This window comes from Tessaracoccus coleopterorum (assembly GCF_011174705.1).
GTDB lineage: Bacteria > Actinomycetota > Actinomycetes > Propionibacteriales > Propionibacteriaceae > Arachnia > Arachnia coleopterorum.
This window is the reverse complement of the sequence record NZ_JAANIJ010000001.1, coordinates 3,399,813-3,413,685: the sequence shown is the minus strand read 5'-3', so window position 1 is coordinate 3,413,685 and position 13,873 is coordinate 3,399,813. Positions and strand designations below refer to the sequence as shown.

Below are 13,873 nucleotides of genomic sequence, written 5' to 3'. Positions count from 1 at the left end.
CCGGAGGTCAGTCCGCCGCCGGGACGGCGCCACCGAGTTCGGCGGGGATGTTCGCCGGGCGGGGGCCCTGGTAGTCGGGTCCGTAGGCGCCGGGCGCCGGGCGGCGCTTGCGCATCGGGGCCGACACACCGGGCGCGAGCCTGCGCGAGGTGATCAGGAAGCCGGTGTGCGACGAGGTGCCGTGGCCGGGGCGGATGGCGAGGCCCTCCGCGTGCCAGTCGCGCACCGTCGTCTCGGTGGCGTGCGGCTCGGTGAAGCCGCCGTGGGCGCGCAGTGTGTCCGCGACCCGCCCGAGCTGGGTGGCCGTGGCGACGTAGCAGGTGATGACGCCTCCGGGCACCATCCGCTCCCCACCTGGTCGATGCACTCCCACGGCGCGAGCATGTCGAGCACCGCGCGGTCGATCGGCTCGTCGGTGATGGCGTCCTGCAGGTCGCCGACGGTGAGCGTCCACGCGGGATGCTCGCGGCCGAGGAAGTTGGCGACGTTGGCCCGGGCGACGTCGGCGAACTTCTGGCGCCGTTCATAGGAGTGGAGGCTGCCTTCGGGCCGATCGCGCGCAGCAGGGCGAGCGTGAGCGCGCCCGATCCGACGCCGGCCTCGAGGACGCGTGCCCGGGGAAGATGTCGGTCCACATCAGGATCTGGGCCGCGTCCTTCGGGTAGACCACGGCCGCGTCGCGCGGCATCGAGACCATGTACTCGCTGAGCAGTGGCCGGAAGGCGAGGTACGTCATGCCTCCGACCGACGTGACGGTGACCCCTCGGGCCGCCGATCAGGTCGTCGTGGGCGACGGCACCCTTGGTGGTGTGCCAGATTCCACCCTCCCTGAGGACGACGGACTTGCGCCTGCCCTTGCTGTCGGTCAGCGTCACGCGGTCACCGGCGCGCAGGGCACCGGTGTCGACTCCGGAGAGGTCCATCAACAGGCCACCTTGGAAAGTTCGCGCCAGATCTGCACGAGATCGGGCCAGGTCGTGCTCCGCAGGGCGTCGTCCGAGACGACCATGCGCGGATGCGGCTCGAGTTCGGCGAGCGCGGGTACAGCGTAGACGAAGGCCCGGAGTCGAGCGCCGACCGGGTGCCAGGGACGGAGTCCTCCAGGATGATCGCCTCGGCCGGGTCGACACCCAGCCGCGACAGCGCGAGAAGGTAGGCCTCGGGATCGGGCTTCGGGACCGCCACATCGTCGGCCGAGATGACGAACCGCACCACGTCGGGCAGCAGGTGACGTGTCGCCTGCATGATGAAGCCGTTGGAGGCCGTCACGACCGCGGCGGGCACCCCGTCAGCCTCCGCCGCCGCCAACAGTTCGCGGGTGCCGGGCAGGAACGGGAGCCCGTCGCGGAGCAGGCGCGCGACGATCCGCTCGTGCAGTTCGGCGTGGATCTCCTCCTGCCGCTCCGGCATGCCGATGGACTCGGCCATCTGCCGGGTGGTGACGAAGGCGTTCTGTCCGATGACGGAGCGCATCATCTCCTCGTCCCAGATGACGCCGTGTTCGGCGAGCATCTCGGCCTCGATCTCAGCCCAGATGGGCTCGGTGTCGACCAGTGTTCCGTCGAAGTCCCAGAGGACCGCTTTGGGCTTAGCCAGCATTGAAGTACTTCGCCTCCGGGTGGTGAAGGATGATCGCATCGGTGGACTGCTCAGGGTGCAGCTGCAGTTCCTCGCTCAGTGCGACGCCGATCCGCGACGGATCGAGCAGTCCCACAAGGGTACGCCGGTCCTCGAGCTCGGGCACGCCGGGTAGCCGAAGGAGTACCGCGAGCCACGGTAGGCCTGGTCGCGGATGGCTGCCTCGACGGCGCCGTCGGCGGCCCCCAGCCCCAGCTCGTCGCGCACCCGGGAGTGCCACAGCTCGGCGAGCGCCTCCGTGAGCTGCACGGACAGGCCGTGGAGCTCGAGGTAGTCGCGGTAGGAGTTCGCCTCGAACAGGCGCTGGGTGGCCTGCGCCACCTCGGAGCCCATGGTGACGAGCTGCATCGCCAGCACGTCGGGCCCGCGCTCGGCCGCCTCCTCACGGTCGCGGAAGAAGTCGGCCAGGCACAGGGCGCGGCCGCGGCGCTGGCGCGGGAAGGTGAAACGGGCGATCTCCCGGCTCGGGTCGTCGGGGGCACCGAGGATGAGCGACTCATTCTCGGAGTGCACCGGGAAGTAGCCGTAGACGACGCCGAAGTTGGCGAGGCTCTCCGTCTTGATCCGGTCGAGCCACATCCGCAGCCGCGGCATCGCCTCGGTCTCGACGAGCTCCTGGTAGGAGGGGCCGTCCTTGAGCGACTTGAGCCCCCACTGCCCACGAACGTGGCGCGGTGGTCGAGCCAGGCGGTCACGTCTGCCAGCGAGATGCCCTTGACGACGCGCGACCCCAGAACGGCGGCGTCGGGACGTCGACGTCGCGGGCGACGTCGGAGCGCACCCCGAGCTCCGGTTCCGCGATCTCGATGAGCGCCGTCTTCGCGATCCGACGCTGCCTCGGCTCGGGCAGCCTGGCGCCGGGGACGCCGTTCTTGACGGCCATCACGGCATCCATCAGGGCGAGCCCCTCGAACGCGTCCTTCGCGTAGCGCACCTCGCCGTCGAACATGTCATTGAGGTCGTGCTCCACGAACGTGCGGGTCAGCGCGGCGCCGCCGAGCAGCACGGGATACCGGTCGGCGAGCCCGAGCCGGTTGAGCTCGACGAGGTTGTCCTTCATCACGAGCGTCGACTTCACGAGCAGCCCGGACATGCCGATCGCGTCGGCCCCGCTCTGCTCGGCGGCGTCGACGATGGCCTGGATCGGCTGCTTGATGCCGATGTTGACCACCGTGTAGCCGTTGTTGCTGACGATGATGTCGACCAGGTTCTTGCCGATGTCGTGCACGTCGCCGCGCACCGTCGCCAGCACGAGCGTGCCCTTTCCGGTGTCCGACTCCGACTTCTCCATGTGCGGCTCGAGGTAGGCGACGGCGGTCTTCATGACCTCGGCCGACTGCAGCACGAACGGGAGCTGCATCTTGCCGGAGCCGAACAGCTCGCCGACGATCTTCATGCCTGCGAGGAGGTCCTCGTTGATGATGTCGAGGGCGGGCTTGCCCGCGAGCGCCTCGTCGAGATCGGCGTCCAGGCCCTTGCCCTCGCCGTCGATGATGCGACGCTGCAGCCTCTCCCGAGCGGCAGCGCGGCCAGCTCGGCGGCGCGGGTCGCCTTGGCGGAGGCGGCGGTGACGCCCTCGAACAGCTCCAGGAAACGCACGAGCGGGTCGTAGTCGCCGTCGCGACGGTCGTAGACGAGATCGAGGGCCACCGTGCGCTGCTCCTCGGGGATCCGGTCCATCGGGAGGATCTTGGCGCTGTGCACGATCGCCGAGTCGAGGCCGGCCAGGACGCACTCGTGCAGGAACACGGAGTTGAGCACGATGCGGGCGGCCGGGTTGAGGCCGAAGGAGACGTTGCTGACGCCGAGCGTGGTGCGCACCCCCGGGTAGCGGCGCTTCAGCTCGCGGATCGCCTCGATCGTCTCGAGGCCGTCGCGGCGGGTCTCCTCCTGGCCGGTGGCGATCGGGAATGTGAGGCAGTCGACGAGGATGTCGCCGACGTCCATGCCCCACGTGCCGACGAGGTCGTCGACCAGCCTGGACGCGACACGCACCTTCCATTCGGCGGTGCGGGCCTGCCCCTCCTCGTCGATGGTCAACGCCACCACTGCGGCGCCGTGCTCCCTGACCAGCGGCATCACCTTGGCGAACCTGGATTCGGGCCGTCGCCGTCCTCGTAGTTGACGGAGTTGATGACACAGCGGCCCGCGAGCCGCTCGAGGCCTGCCAGCAGCACGTGCGGCTCGGTCGAGTCGAGCACGATCGGCAGCGTGACGGCGGTGGAGAGCCGGAACGCAAGCTCGGCCATGTCGGCGGCGCCGTCGCGGCCGACGTAGTCGATGCACAGGTCGAGCACATGGGCGCCGTCGCGCGCCTGCGCCTTGGCGATCTCGACGCACTCGTCCCAGTTGCCTGCGAGCATCGCATCACGGAAGGCCCGGGAGCCGTTGGCGTTGGTGCGCTCACCGATGTTCAGGTAGCTGGCGTCCTGCGCGAACGGCACCTCGATGTAGAGGCTCGACGATGCCCGCTCGTCCTCGATCTCGCGGGCGACGACCTCGCGGCCGCCGAAGCGCTCGGCGAGCAGCCGGATGTGTTCGGGCGTGGTGCCGCAGCAGCCGCCGATGACGGCCAGGCCGAACTCGTCGAGGTACTGGCCGAGGGCGTCGGCGAGGCCTCGGGCTGAGCGGGTAGCGGGCGCCGTCGGCGGTGAGCTCGGGAAGGCCCGCGTTGGGCATGGCGCCGACCGCGATGCCTGCCCGGCGGGCCAGGTGGCGGAGGTGCTCGCTCATCTCGGCGGGGCCGGTGGCGCAGTTGAGGCCGATGCAGTCGATCCCGAGGGCCTGCAGCGCGGTGAGCGCGGCACCGATCTCGGAGCCGAGCAGCATGGTGCCGGTGGTCTCCACCGTCACGTTGACGAGGATGGGGAGCTCGACGCCGGCCTTCTCGCGGGCCCGACGGGCGCCGATGACGGCGGCCTTCGTCTGGAGCAGGTCCTGGCAGGTCTCGATCTGCACGCCGTCGATGCCGCCGCGGATCATGGCCTCGACCTGGCGCTGGTAGGCGTCGCGGATGTCGGCGAACGCGATGTGACCGAGGGTCGGCAGCTTGGTGCCGGGCCCATCGAGCCGAGCACGAAACGAGGCCGTTCGTCCGTAGCGAACTCGTCGGCGACCTCCCGCGCGACGCGGGCCGCGGCCTCGGCCAGTTGCTCGAGCCGGTCGACGATGTCGTACTCCGCGAGTGCCGCGAGGTTGGTCCCGAAGGTGTTGGTCTCGACGGCGTCGGCGCCCGCCTCGTAGTAGGCACGGTGCACGGCCGCGACGATGTCGGGCCTTGTCACGTTGAGGATCTCGTTGCACCCTTCGAGCCCTGGAAGTCCTCCTCGATCGACAACTCACCGAAGGACTGCAGCATGGTGCCCATCGCACCATCGGCGACGAGGACACGGCGGTTGAGGATCTGCTTCAGGGTTTCAGGCACCGGGAAGTGTACGTGAGCGGTGCCGTCGGGCCGGTCGCTGCCCGACAGGGGAGATCGACCACCACAGGGTTGCATCGACCGGGTCCGGTCGTGGGTTCCGGGTAGGCTTGTGCAATGCAGTTCGCGCCCATGGATGACCTCCGCAACCCGGCCGTCGCCATCGCGTTTTCCGGTTGGAACGACGCGGGCAACGCCGCGAGCGACCTGTTGCGCCATCTGGCGGCAACGTACCCCGGCACCGACCTCGGCGTGATCGACGACGAACGCTACTGGGACTTCCAGCAGACGCGCCCCATGTTGCACCGCGAGGCTGACGGCCCGTGGATCGAGTGGCCCGCCCTCAGGATGCGGGTGGTGCACCACCCGAGCGCGACCTGGTCACCGTGCTCGGCCCCGAGCCCAACCTGCTGTGGCGCACCTTCTCGCTGGAGCTCGTGAAGGCGCTGCGCCAGATCGACCCCGAGATCGTCTTGTTCCTCGGCGCCATGCTGAGCGATACGCCGCACTCGCGGCCGCTGCCCGTCGGCATCTACTCCACCGATCCGGAGGTCGGGAAGCGGTACGCGATGGAGCCCAACGACTACACCGGCCCCACCGGCATGATCGGCGTGGCGAGCCAGTTGCTGCTGCACGAGCGCATCCCGAGCGCGTCGCTGTGGGTGTCGGTGCCGCACTATGTGTCCACTCCCCCAATCCGAAGGCCCAGGAGGCGCTGCTCACCGAGCTCGAGTCGGTCCTGCACGTCACGCTCGACCACGCCGAGATCCCGGACGAGGCCGAGAAGTGGAGCCTCGCCGTAGACAAGCTGAGCCAGCAGGACCCCGACATCGCCGAATACATCGGCCAGTTGGAGGAGGCGCGCGACGCCGAGGAGGTTGAGGGCGCCACCGGCGACACGATCGCCGCCGAGCTGGAGAAGTTCCTGCGCAGGCAGGGAGACGACGGCCAGGCTCAGGGCTGAGCGTCGCCGTCGGTCAGTGCCGGCAGGCCGCCACGGCCAGGTCGCGCAGGGTGGCGACCATCGCGTCGGGATCGTCCGCGCTGTAGACGGCCGAGCCCGCGACGAACGTGTCGGCGCCCGCCTCGGCGCAGCGGCCGATCGTCTCGGCGCTGACACCGCCATCGACCTGGAGCCAGATCGGCCTGTCGCCCAGCAGTTCCCGCGTGCGGCGGATCTTCGGCAGCACCAGGTCGAGGAACTTCTGCCCACCGAATCCGGGCTCCACCGTCATCAGCAGCACCATGTCGAGCTCGTCCAGCATGTCGGCGTACGGCTCGATCGGCGTTGCCGGCCTCAACGCCATCGACGCGCGGGCGCCCTTGGCGCGCAGCTCGCGGGCCAGCCGGATCGGGGCCCTCGCCGCCTCGACGTGGAAGGTGACCGACTCTGCCCCGCCTCGGCGTAGGCAGGCGCCCAACGGTCGGGCTCATCGATCATCAGGTGGATGTCCAGCATCAGGTCGGTCGCCTTCCGCAGCGACTCGACGACGGGCAGCCCGATCGACAGGTTGGGCACGAAGCTGTTGTCCATCACATCGACGTGGACGGCATCGGCGCCGGGGATGCGCGCGACCTCGTCGGCGAGGTGGGCGAAATCGGCGTTGAGAATGCTGGGGTGATTCGCATGGCCCAACCCTAGCGAAGCGTCCGGTGCGTAGAGTCGGGGGTGAGGTGAGCGCAATGGACATCGTGACCAGACGCATCTACGACCCCGCGGATGACGCGGACGGCTACCGGGTCCTCGTGGACCGGCTGTGGCCGAGGGCGTGAGCAAGGACCGTGCCGACCTTGACCTGTGGGACAGGGACGTCGCCCCATCGACCGAGCTGCGCGAGTGGTGGAACCACGACCCCGGCACCTACGACGAGTTCGTCCGCCGGTACCGGGCCGAACTCGACGACTCGGGCGCGGCGGAGGCGCTGCTCGCGAAGGCCGCCGGCCAGGACACCGTGACGCTGCTCTTCTCGGCACACGACCCGTTGAACAACGCCACGGTGCTGGCTGACTACCTCCGGGAGTTGCTCAGCTCGCGATGACCGAGCGGAACCCGCGCAGCCGCAGGCTGTTGCCGACCACGAACACGCTGGAGAACGCCATCGCGGCCCGGCGAGCATCGGGTTGAGCATGCCGAGGGCCGCGACGGGGATGGCTGCCACGTTGTAGGCGAACGCCCAGAACAGGTTCGTCTTGATCGTGCCGAGCGTCTTGCGCGACAGCCGGATCGCGTCCACCGCGCCCGCAGGTCGCCGCGCACCAACGTCAGGTCCGAGGCCTCGATTGCCACGTCGGTGCCGGTTCCCATCGCCAGTCCGAGGTCGGCCTGCGCGAGGGCGGGTGCGTCGTTGACGCCGTCGCCGATCATCGCGACGACGCGTCCCTCGGCCTGCAGCCCCTTGACCACATCGACCTTCTCACCGGGAACACCTCGGCGATCACCCTGTCGATCCCGACCTCGGCCGCGATCTGCCGGGCGACGGCCTCGTTGTCGCCGGTCAGGAGCACCGGGTGAGGCCCAGCGCCTTCAGCCCCCGCACCGCCTCCGCGCTGGTGGCCTGACCGTGTCCGCGACCACGAGGAGGCCGCGCGCGCGACCCTCCCACGCGGCGAGCACGACAGTGCGTCCCTTCTTCTCCTCCTCCGCCTTGATCGAGCGCAACGCGTCAGGGACGACGACCCCACGCTCGTCGAGCAGCGATTCGCGGCCGACCAGCACATCGACGCCGTCGACGGTGGCCGTGACGCCGCGGCCCTCGATGTTGGCGAAACCCAGCGCCGTCGACAGCGCGCCGACCTCCTGGGTGGCGCCCTTGGCGATGGCCTGGGCGATGGGATGCTCGGAGGCATCCTCGGTGGCGCCCGCCAGGCGCAGCAGGTCGGCACGGGCGGTGTCATCGGTGGTGACGGCGGCGACGAGGGTCATCCGGCCGGTGGTGACGGTGCCTGTCTTGTCGAGCACGACGGTGTCGACGCGGCGGGTCGACTCGAGCACCTCGGGCCCCTTGATGAGGATGCCCATCTGGGCGCCGCGACCGGTTCCCACCAGCAGGGCGGTCGGGTGGCCAGGCCGAGGGCGCAGGGACATGCGATGACGAGGACCGCCACCGCCGCGGTGAAGGCCGCGGAAGCGGGGTGACCCGCACCGAGCCAGGCGCCGAGCGTCGCGACCGCGACAGCGATCACGATGGGCACGAAGATGCCGGAGATCCGGTCGGCGAGGCGCTGCACCTCGGCCTTGCCCGTCTGGGCCTCCTCGACCATGCGCGCCATCTGGGCGAGCTGGGTGTCGCTCCCGACCCGGGTGGCCCGCGCGACGAGCCGCCCGCCCGCGTTGACGGTCGCCCCGGCGACGGGGTCACCCTCCCCGACCTCGACGGGACCGACTCCCCGTGAGCATGGAGGCGTCGACGGCGGACGTGCCGCCGATCACGATTGCGTCGGTGGCGATCTTCTCGCCGGGGCGCACGATGAACTCGTCGCCGACGACCAACTCATCCGCGGGGATCCGCACCTCCACGCCATCGCGCACGACGGCGACGTCCTTGGCCCGAGTTCGAGCAGGGCGCGCAGCGCGGCCCCTGCCTGCCTCTTGGAGCGCTTCTCGAAGTAGCGTCCCGCGAGGATGAACATGGTGACGCCCGCGGCGACCTCCAGGTAGATGTTGGCCGCGCCGTCCGAGGGGGCCAGTGTCAGCTCGAAGGGGTGCTTCATGCCCGGCTCGCCCGCGGTGCCGAGGAACAGCGCGTAGAGCGACCAGAGGAACGCAGCGCCGGTACCCACCGAGATGAGCGTGTCCATGGTGGCCGCGCCGTGACGCAGGTTGACCCAGGCGGCGCGGTGGAACGGCCACGCGGCCCACACGACGACGGGGGCGGCCAGCGCCAGCGAGGCCCACTGCCAGTAGGTGAACTGCAGCGCGGGCACCATAGCCATGGCGATCACCGGCACGCTGAGGGCGACCGCGCCGATCAGCCGCTGCCTGAGCGACCTGAGCTCCGGATCCTCATCCCCTTCCGGGCGCGCCCGGCCTCCTTCGGAGCCTTCGGAGCAGGCAGCGTCGCCGTGTAGCCGGTCTTCTCGACCTCGGCCACCAGCAACGCCGGATCATAGGCCTCAGGGACGGTGACCTTCGCCTTCTCGGTGGCGTAGTTCACCGTGGCGGTGACGCCGTCGAGCCTGTTGAGCTTCTTCTCGATCCGGTTGGCGCACGACGCGCAGGTCATGCCGCCGATCTCCAGCTCGACCCCTTCAGCGGGGCCTGCCGGGTGTTTTCAGTGCTCGTCATCGTCGGCCTCCCCGGGCTCGTGCGCCCCCGCGGTGTGGGTGGCCACCGGGGGACCGGCGAGCGATCCCCCTGCCCGCCCGGAGCCGCCATCCGCCGAGGCCGAAGGCCCGAGGAACACCGCGACGAGCACCAGAGCGTAGAGCGCGAGCCTCAGGGGTGTCGCGAGGGAACCCACGCTGCCACTTTTCCACGTCACGTCAGTCACCTTCCGTTCCGATACCCCATGAGGGTATCGCCACGCACCCGACCTTATACCCTAGGGGTATGAGGCCAAGCGCGTCGGTGGAGGGTTGTCCGGCGGGTCCGGCGATCCGCCGGTCAGCCGTCGACGCGCAGCAGCGCGAGGTACATCGCGTCGGTGCCGTGGCGTTGCGGCCACAGCTGCACGTCGTGGCCCAGGGCCACATCGGGCACGTCCGGCAGCAGGTCGGCCGCCGGCAGCCGGGTCACCCCGCCGTGTCGGCGAGGACGGCGTCGACGATGTCGGTAGTCTCCGCCCTGTGGGGCGAACACGTCACGTAGGCGACGACCCCGCCGGGGACGGTCGAGGCGATGGCGGTGCGCAGCAACGCGCGCTGCAGGTCGCCGAGCGCCGTGACCGCGGACGGGTCGCGGCGCCAGCGTGAGTCGGGTCGGCGGCGGAGCGCGCCGAGGCCCGAGCACGGAACGTCGACCATCACCCTCGCGAATGATCTGCCCCATGCGGGCCGGGTGCCGTCGGCGGTGATGACCTGGTGGCCGTCCGGGTAGGCAGCGAGCGCCTCGGCGACCAGCCTGGCGCGGTGTTCCTGGGCCTCTCCCGCCAGGAGCCAGGTGCCGGCCTCGCGGGCGAGGCCCGCCAGGAGCGCGGCCTTGCCGCCCGGCCCCGCGCACATGTCGAGCCATGGCCCCCGGGCGCGTCGGCGGAGGCCAACGCCCAGGCGACCAGCTGCGAGCCCTCGTCCTGCACGCCCGCCCGGCCGTCGCGGATGGCGGCCTGATCGGACGGGGTACCGGTGGCGGTGGCGCCGAACGGCGAGAAGCGGGTGGGTTCGGCCCCCACCAGGTCGGCCACGGTGGCAAGGCCGGGTCGCACCACCAGCGTCGGCCGGGGGCGACGTTGTTGGCCTCGAGCGCCGCGGGCAGCTCGGCACGCGGGAGCAGTTCGTCGTAGGCCTCGACGATCCACCGCGGGTGGCTGCCGCGCACGGCGATGGCGCCCAACTCGTCCTCACCCGCCGCCAGCTGGTCGAGCCACGCATCGAGGTCTCGCGCCGCGATCTTGCGCATCACCGCGTTGACGAGGCCGGTGACCCGCTGGCCGACGGTCGCCCGGGCCAGTTCGACGGTCGTGGCCACGGCGGCGTAGCGCTTCATGCCCATCCCGAGCGCCTGGTGGGTGCCCAGGCGCAGCAGGTCGACCACCGCGGGCTGCAGCGTGGTGAGCGTGCGGCCGGAGGCGGCCTCGATGATCCGGTCGTAGCTGCCCATCGCGCGGCAGGTGCCCGCCACCAGCTCGGTGACGAGCCCAGCGTCGCGGGCGGAGAGGCCCGCCGTGGCGAGCCGCTTCGCGAGGGCGAGGTTGGCGTAGGCGTCCTCCCCCGTCACCTGTCGCAGCACGTCGAACGCGACGCGGCGCGGCCCGCCGCTCATGCGAGCACCCTGCCTTCCACGCCCGAGCGGGCCCAGTCGATGGCGGGCATCCTCTTCCGGCCGGGGCCTGCACCTCGAGCAGCTCGAGGGTGCCGTCGCCGGTACCGACGAACACCTGCCGCCTGGTGGCTGCGAGCGCACCTGCAGCGAGGTCGGGTCCGCCGGCGGGCCGGGCCCGGTAGATCTTGAACCGCGCGCCGTCGAGCTCGCACCAGGCGCCGGGGTCCGGCGAGCAGCCCATGATGGTGTTGCGCAGCGCCTCCGCGTCGAGCGTCCAGTCGAGGCGTGCCTCATCCACGGTGATCTTCGGCGCGATGGTGACCCCTCGGTGGCCTGTGGGGTGGGCGCTACGCCGTCGGCGATCAGGTCGATCGTGCGGACCAGCTGGGCCGCTCCGCTGCGGGCGAGCGAGCCGAGCAGCTCACCGGCGGTGGCGTCGGGCATCGGGCCCCCTCGACCAGGTAGAGGTCGCCGGCGTCCAGCTCGCGGACGATCCGGAACGTGGCGGTGCCGATGGTCGCGTCGCCCGCCATCACGGCCCGCTGGACGGGCGCGGCGCCCGCCAGCGTGGGAGCAGCGAGAAGTGCAGGTTCACCCAGCCGTGGCGCGGGATGTCGAGGGCCGCCTGCGGAAGCAGCGCGCCGTATGCGACGACGGGGCACGCGTCGGGCGCCAACGCACGCAGCCGGTCCTGGAAGGCGGGGTCGCGGGGGTGGTCGGGCTTCAGGACCTCGAGGCCGAGCCCGGCTGCGCGGGCGGCCACCGGCGAGGTCGTCAGCTTCCTTCCCCGCCCGCGGGGGCGTCGGGGCGGGTGACGACGGCCACCACCTCGTGTGCGGAGCCGACCAGGGCCTCCAGCGATGGCACCGCCACCTCGGGGGTGCCTGCGAAAACCAGTCTCATCTGTCCTCCAGGGACTCGGGGTCAACGGTGATGCTCAGCATGCCGCGCTCCTTGCGGGCAGACCGGATGGCGGAGGCGCTCTTGACCCTGCGGGTCAGGTCGCGCGCCCGGTCGACCGGGGTGCGCAGCAGCGCGGCCCACCGGTCGGGGCCCACCTCGGTGGGCCGAGGATGTCGATGCCGTCCCAGTCGTCGTTGTCGAGGAACTCGCGCACGGCGTCACCCTCGCCGACGATGCGGGCCAGCTTCACGGCGGGGTCAGGCCCGCCTCGGCACGGTCGGCGAGCTCGCGGGAGATGAAGCCGGCCAGGTCGGCGCGGAGCATCGCCTGCACGGCGGGGTGGGTCGAGGTGCCGACGAGGAGCACCGACCCGCCCTCCAGCGGGCCGCGGGCTAGCGCTGCCGCGTCCGACCAGCGCCGCACAGCCTCCTCTGCCGCGCGCAGATCGGCGCGCGCCAGCATGACGTCGGCGTCGAGGATTACCACGCCCGCGTAGCCGCCGACGGCGGCGGGTTCGGCACCGGGCGTGGCCACCACGATGGCCGGGGCGTCGGGCACCTCGTCACGGATCCGGTCGGCCGAACTGTTGACGGCGAGCACCCCGGGAAGGCGCGCGCGAGCTCCTCCGCGGTGCGGGCGGCACCGGGCAGCGGGTTGCGCAGCGCGGAGGTGTGGCAGTGGGGGCACGACCACCGGGTCGGGCGGAAGCCGCACAGCCCGCACTCCGGCACGCCGCGGGTCCGCTCCCGCATCGGTCCCTCGCACTTGGGGCAACGGGCCCGGTTTCCGCACCGCACGCAGGTCAGTGAGGCGGAGAACCGACCATCGGCACCTGAACCAGCACCGGGCCGCGGACGAGATGGTCGCGCAGGAACCGGAACGCCACGGACGGGATCCGCAGCCGGGCCGCCGTGGGGTCCCGCTCCCGGTCGGCCTCCGACACGGAGCGCACGGGTGCGGAGACCCGGCGGGCACCGGCGGGGGGTAGGGAGAGATCGCGCAGCCAGCCGCGCTCGAGCAGCGCCTGCGCGTCCGTGCTGCGGCCGTGGCCGGCGATCAGGAGCGCGGCGTCCTCGCGTGAGGCGCGCAGGATCGCCACGGATCGGGCGTGATGGTGCGGCGCCCGCAGTTCCTCGTGCGCGTCGTGGCCGTCGTCGACCACCACGATCAACCCGAGGTTGTCCACCGGCGCGAACACCGCCGAACGGGTGCCGGCGATGATGCGGGCCTCCCGCGCGAGGCGGCGAGGTAGGCGCGGTAGCGGGCGCTCCGGCCGTTCTCGGAGGCGAGCGAGCCGACGGCTCCGTGCCCGAAGGCCTCCCGGAGCCGGGGCAGGGCGACGTTCAGCTCCCGGACCGTCGGCAGCACGACCACCGCGGAGCGACCCGAACGGAGCGTCGCGTCGACCGCCTCGAGTACCCTCCGAGGAGGTCACCCGGGCCGCCGTGGACGGCGGCCGCCTGCCACAGCACCTTGGGTGAGCGGCCCTCGGCCAGCGCCCCGAGCAGGGACGCGCCATCGGGTAGGCGGGCAGAACGGAGGCCTCCGGCGGCGCGGCGGGCTCGGGCCACACCCGCTGCGGGGCCTTCTCGGTGGCCGCGTGCCGGGCGGGATGGCCAGCCGCGCGACGTCCCACCAGGTTCCCGCGTAATGGTCGGCCACCGCCCGGATCAGCCCGTACACCGCCGGCACGGCGATGGGCTCGGGCGAGACGACCTTGCGGAGCCGCGCGAGGTGCGGCACTTCGCTCTCGTCGACGAGTTCGATGAGCCACCCGTCGCGGAGCTGGCCGGAGAAGGGCACCTTCACGCGGGCGCCGACCACGGCATCCTCCACGAGGGCGTCTGGAACCTCGTAGTCGAACAGCCGGTCCAGATGGGCCAGCGGGACGTCCACGGCGACCCGCGCCACCCGTGGGGCGGGCACGCTATCCCTTGACGGCGGCCGCCAGCGCCTCTGCGCGGTCGGTTCGCTCCCAGGTCGCGTTGGGCAGG

7 protein-coding genes and 8 pseudogenes are annotated in these 13,873 nt (G+C 71.6%); 2 read left to right on the top strand and 13 right to left on the bottom strand.

Translation table 11 applies throughout. The features are described 5' to 3' along the window. Window positions 1–7: 7 nt before the first annotated feature. Window positions 8–1,599, bottom strand: a pseudogene (locus G7085_RS36005) (HAD-IA family hydrolase). After that, a pseudogene (gene metH / locus G7085_RS36000) lies at window positions 1,589–5,005 on the bottom strand (methionine synthase). Before metH ends, G7085_RS36005 begins: the two co-directional pseudogenes overlap by 11 nt. A 171-nt stretch (window positions 5,006–5,176) precedes the next feature. On the opposite strand from metH, the pseudogene G7085_RS28540 reads away from it, so the two are divergent. Beyond that, window positions 5,177–5,862: pseudogene (locus G7085_RS28540) on the top strand (PAC2 family protein). A gap of 174 nt (window positions 5,863–6,036) precedes the next feature. Here G7085_RS28540 and rpe read toward each other — a convergent pair. Beyond that, a pseudogene (gene rpe / locus G7085_RS21790) lies at window positions 6,037–6,695 on the bottom strand (ribulose-phosphate 3-epimerase). A gap of 47 nt (window positions 6,696–6,742) precedes the next feature. On the opposite strand from rpe, the pseudogene G7085_RS21785 reads away from it, so the two are divergent. Then, window positions 6,743–7,098: pseudogene (locus G7085_RS21785) on the top strand (DUF488 domain-containing protein). On the opposite strand, the pseudogene G7085_RS35995 reads toward G7085_RS21785, so the two are convergent. From G7085_RS35995 to G7085_RS21730, 10 genes and pseudogenes are all read right to left on the bottom strand, one after another. Then, window positions 7,085–9,282, bottom strand: a pseudogene (locus tag G7085_RS35995) (heavy metal translocating P-type ATPase). The pseudogenes G7085_RS21785 and G7085_RS35995 sit on opposite strands and share 14 nt — an antisense overlap. Before the next feature lie 48 nt (window positions 9,283–9,330). Next, window positions 9,331–9,519, bottom strand: coding sequence for a hypothetical protein (locus tag G7085_RS21775; protein WP_197512546.1), 189 nt, complete (start codon window positions 9,517–9,519; stop codon window positions 9,331–9,333). Between the two features lie 143 nt (window positions 9,520–9,662). Next, window positions 9,663–10,976: pseudogene (locus G7085_RS35990) on the bottom strand (RsmB/NOP family class I SAM-dependent RNA methyltransferase). Then, window positions 10,973–11,879 (bottom strand): annotated as a pseudogene (locus G7085_RS35985) (methionyl-tRNA formyltransferase). Before G7085_RS35985 ends, G7085_RS35990 begins: the two co-directional pseudogenes overlap by 4 nt. Beyond that, a complete protein-coding gene (locus G7085_RS21755) occupies window positions 11,876–12,034 on the bottom strand; it encodes a hypothetical protein (RefSeq protein WP_197512542.1) in 159 nt (52 codons plus the stop codon). The pseudogene G7085_RS35985 and the gene G7085_RS21755 overlap by 4 nt, the downstream one beginning before the upstream one ends. Then, window positions 11,974–12,129 carry a hypothetical protein gene (locus G7085_RS21750; protein ID WP_197512539.1) on the bottom strand — a complete coding sequence of 52 codons (156 nt, stop codon included), beginning with the start codon at window positions 12,127–12,129 and terminating at the stop codon, window positions 11,974–11,976. The genes G7085_RS21755 and G7085_RS21750 overlap by 61 nt, the downstream gene beginning before the upstream one ends. After that, the gene (locus tag G7085_RS21745; RefSeq protein WP_197512538.1) at window positions 12,126–12,479 is read right to left on the bottom strand and encodes a hypothetical protein; all 354 of its coding nucleotides are present in this window, start codon (window positions 12,477–12,479) and stop codon (window positions 12,126–12,128) included. The genes G7085_RS21750 and G7085_RS21745 overlap by 4 nt, the downstream gene beginning before the upstream one ends. A 202-nt stretch (window positions 12,480–12,681) precedes the next feature. Next, window positions 12,682–13,065, bottom strand: coding sequence for a hypothetical protein (locus G7085_RS21740; protein WP_197512536.1), 384 nt, complete (start codon window positions 13,063–13,065; stop codon window positions 12,682–12,684). Further along, window positions 13,047–13,247 carry a hypothetical protein gene (locus tag G7085_RS21735; RefSeq protein WP_197512534.1) on the bottom strand — a complete coding sequence of 67 codons (201 nt, stop codon included), beginning with the start codon at window positions 13,245–13,247 and terminating at the stop codon, window positions 13,047–13,049. Before G7085_RS21735 ends, G7085_RS21740 begins: the two co-directional genes overlap by 19 nt. 63 nt (window positions 13,248–13,310) lie before the next feature. After that, window positions 13,311–13,805, bottom strand: a complete 495-nt coding sequence (locus G7085_RS21730; RefSeq protein ID WP_197512532.1) for a primosomal protein N' family DNA-binding protein — start codon at window positions 13,803–13,805, stop codon at window positions 13,311–13,313. Window positions 13,806–13,873: the final 68 nt, after the last annotated feature.